5 protein-coding genes are annotated in these 2,032 nt (G+C 71.4%); 1 reads left to right on the forward strand and 4 read right to left on the reverse strand.

The window, feature by feature from the left end; translation table 11 throughout:
• The coding region (locus CCN56_RS40920; protein WP_143664849.1) for a TerD family protein at positions 1–440 on the reverse strand (440 nt) is incomplete at its 3' end.
• A gap of 144 nt (positions 441–584) precedes the next feature.
• The gene (locus tag CCN56_RS40925) at positions 585–986 is read right to left on the reverse strand and encodes a peptidoglycan-binding protein (RefSeq protein WP_086832573.1); all 402 of its coding nucleotides are present in this window, start codon (positions 984–986) and stop codon (positions 585–587) included.
• 280 nt (positions 987–1,266) lie between these two features.
• Here CCN56_RS40925 and CCN56_RS40930 point away from each other — a divergent pair, with 280 nt between their 5' ends.
• The gene (locus CCN56_RS40930; protein WP_086832574.1) at positions 1,267–1,563 is read left to right on the forward strand and encodes a hypothetical protein; all 297 of its coding nucleotides are present in this window, start codon (positions 1,267–1,269) and stop codon (positions 1,561–1,563) included.
• Between the two features lie 54 nt (positions 1,564–1,617).
• Here CCN56_RS40930 and CCN56_RS44060 read toward each other — a convergent pair whose 3' ends face one another.
• Complete coding sequence (locus tag CCN56_RS44060; RefSeq protein ID WP_218779513.1) at positions 1,618–1,761, reverse strand: hypothetical protein; 144 nt, start codon at positions 1,759–1,761, stop codon at positions 1,618–1,620.
• A gap of 26 nt (positions 1,762–1,787) precedes the next feature.
• A partial coding sequence (locus tag CCN56_RS43750) for an MBL fold metallo-hydrolase (RefSeq protein WP_373412967.1) occupies positions 1,788–2,032 on the reverse strand: 245 nt, incomplete at its 5' end.

Below are 2,032 nucleotides of genomic sequence, written 5' to 3' on the forward strand. Positions count from 1 at the left end.
CGGTAGAACTCGCCGAGGAGGATCGCGGTCTCCGTCGTCGCGTCCTCCACCGCGTACAGCGCCAGCTGCGCCCCGGTGGTCGCGCTCACCGCCCGTACGTACAGGTCCTCGACCTCTCCGAACGTCCCCCCGTCGCAGGACGCCGCGACCACGACCCGCTCCACGGAGGCCTCGATCCGACCGGGGGCGATCTCCAGCCAGTCCGCGACGACCCCGCCCTCGCCCTGGGCCTCCCCCAGGAGCCGTATGCCGCTCCCGGCGTGCTCGGGCTGGTTGTAGAAGACCAGGTCTCCCCGGTCCCTGACCTTGCCGTCCGCGCCGACCAGCAGCGCGGCCGCGTCGACCTTCGGCGCCTCCGGCCCGCCGGACCGGCGGACGACGGCGACCCGCATCGGCTCACCGCTGAGCGGAAGGTTTCCCCCCTTGATGATCTGCGTCATGCCCGCATCCTGGCAGCCCCGATTCCCGGACTACCAGAGCCCGGTGCCAGTACGCGGAGATCGTCGGCGAGCAGGACCGCCCCCGTGTCAGGGCCGACGATGCCGTCCGGCTGGTCCGTCCCTGACCGTCAGGTCGACGGAGCGTCAGTGCTGCTGACCGGTCGCGTAGCCGAGGCAGGTGTGGGTGTTGCGGCCGACGACACCGTCGACGCCGAAGCTGCACCAGCTGTAGTCGCTCTGGAACTTCCTCACCCAAGACTCGGTCTTGGCTCCGTAGTAGCCGTCGACCGTGAGGACGTTGCCGTAGATCTGGTTGATCCGGCTCTGGACGTCGGGCACGCAGGGGTCGTAGTTGGTGTTGTAGCCGAGGTTGTGGTCGGGGGTCCACAGCGTGTACGGGAGCGCCGGGTTCTGGTACCAGGAACCGAAGCACATGTCCGAGGCGGACGCGGGGGCGGCGGTGGCGACCACGGCCGTACCGAGACCGAGGACCATCGTGGCGGCCGTCGCGAGGGCTGCCGCGCGCTTCTTGAGCTGCATCTTCATTACTGGTATCTCCCCATTCTTGCGGTGGTTGTCGGCTCTCGGAAAGCTCGGCTGGGACCCACCGGCGCCCATGATGCGGCTCACGGATCTGCGCGGTATTGGAAAAAGTCGCAGCGGGAACACGGCCTCCTGTCGCCCGCACGCACAACCTCGCCGTGACGGCGTGAGCCTGAGCAGGCCAGCCCCGAGACCGGTCCTGACCTGCCCGGACACGACCTTCCGCAGCACGCTTCAGGCGTCGCGCCGGTCCGGGTGCCGCGTGAGCGCCTACGATCGGCTCATGGCCGCCTCTTCGCGTCTTTCGCTCTGGTCCCGGGACTCGTTCCTGTCCATCGGTTCCGTCGGCTCGACCCTCTCGATCGGTTCGGTCGGGTCGTTCCTCTCCGTCGGGTCGATCGGCTCGGCCGCCTCGGCGCTGTCCGTCGGGTCCTGGGCGAGCGTCGGCTCCCTGTTGTCGGCGCGGTCGTGCTGGTCCGTGCTCTCGTACCGCTCCGGGCGGGGCGTCATGGCGGCGGGCGCGGTCCTCGCGGTCGCGGGAGCCGTGGCCGTGACGGCCGGGGCGCGCCGGGGGCGCTGAGACGGGTACGGGGGGCCGGTCGCGCCACCCCCACCGTACGGCTCGGTCGGCCTGCTACCGCTCCGACTCCGCGCGCGGTCCGAAGAGCGTCCGCTCGGACTCGGCGATCGGGACGTCGTTGATGCCGGCCCCGCGTCGGGACATCAGGGCGGCGGTCTCGGCGGTGAACGGGGGAAGCGGGGGACGCTGCCCGGCCATGAACGGCCCTTCCTGGCTCGTGGTGTTCAGGTGGTCTCGAGGGTCTCGGACACCCCCGGGCGGAGCCACCGCAGACGACCCGCCAGATCCGGCGCCGCGAAGGCCTCCGTGATGCGGGCCGGGTCCTCCGCGAGGTGGTCCCAGGAGTCGTAGTGGAGCGGGATCACCGTACGGGCGCCGAGGGTACGGGCGAGGGCCGCGCCCTCCGCCGCGCTCATCGAGAACGCGCGGTCGCCGGTCGACGCGAAGTGCGCGTCGACCGGCGACCGCG

The sequence above is a fragment of the Streptomyces sp. NRRL B-24572 genome, assembly GCF_002156145.1.
Lineage (GTDB): Bacteria > Actinomycetota > Actinomycetes > Streptomycetales > Streptomycetaceae > Streptomyces > Streptomyces vietnamensis.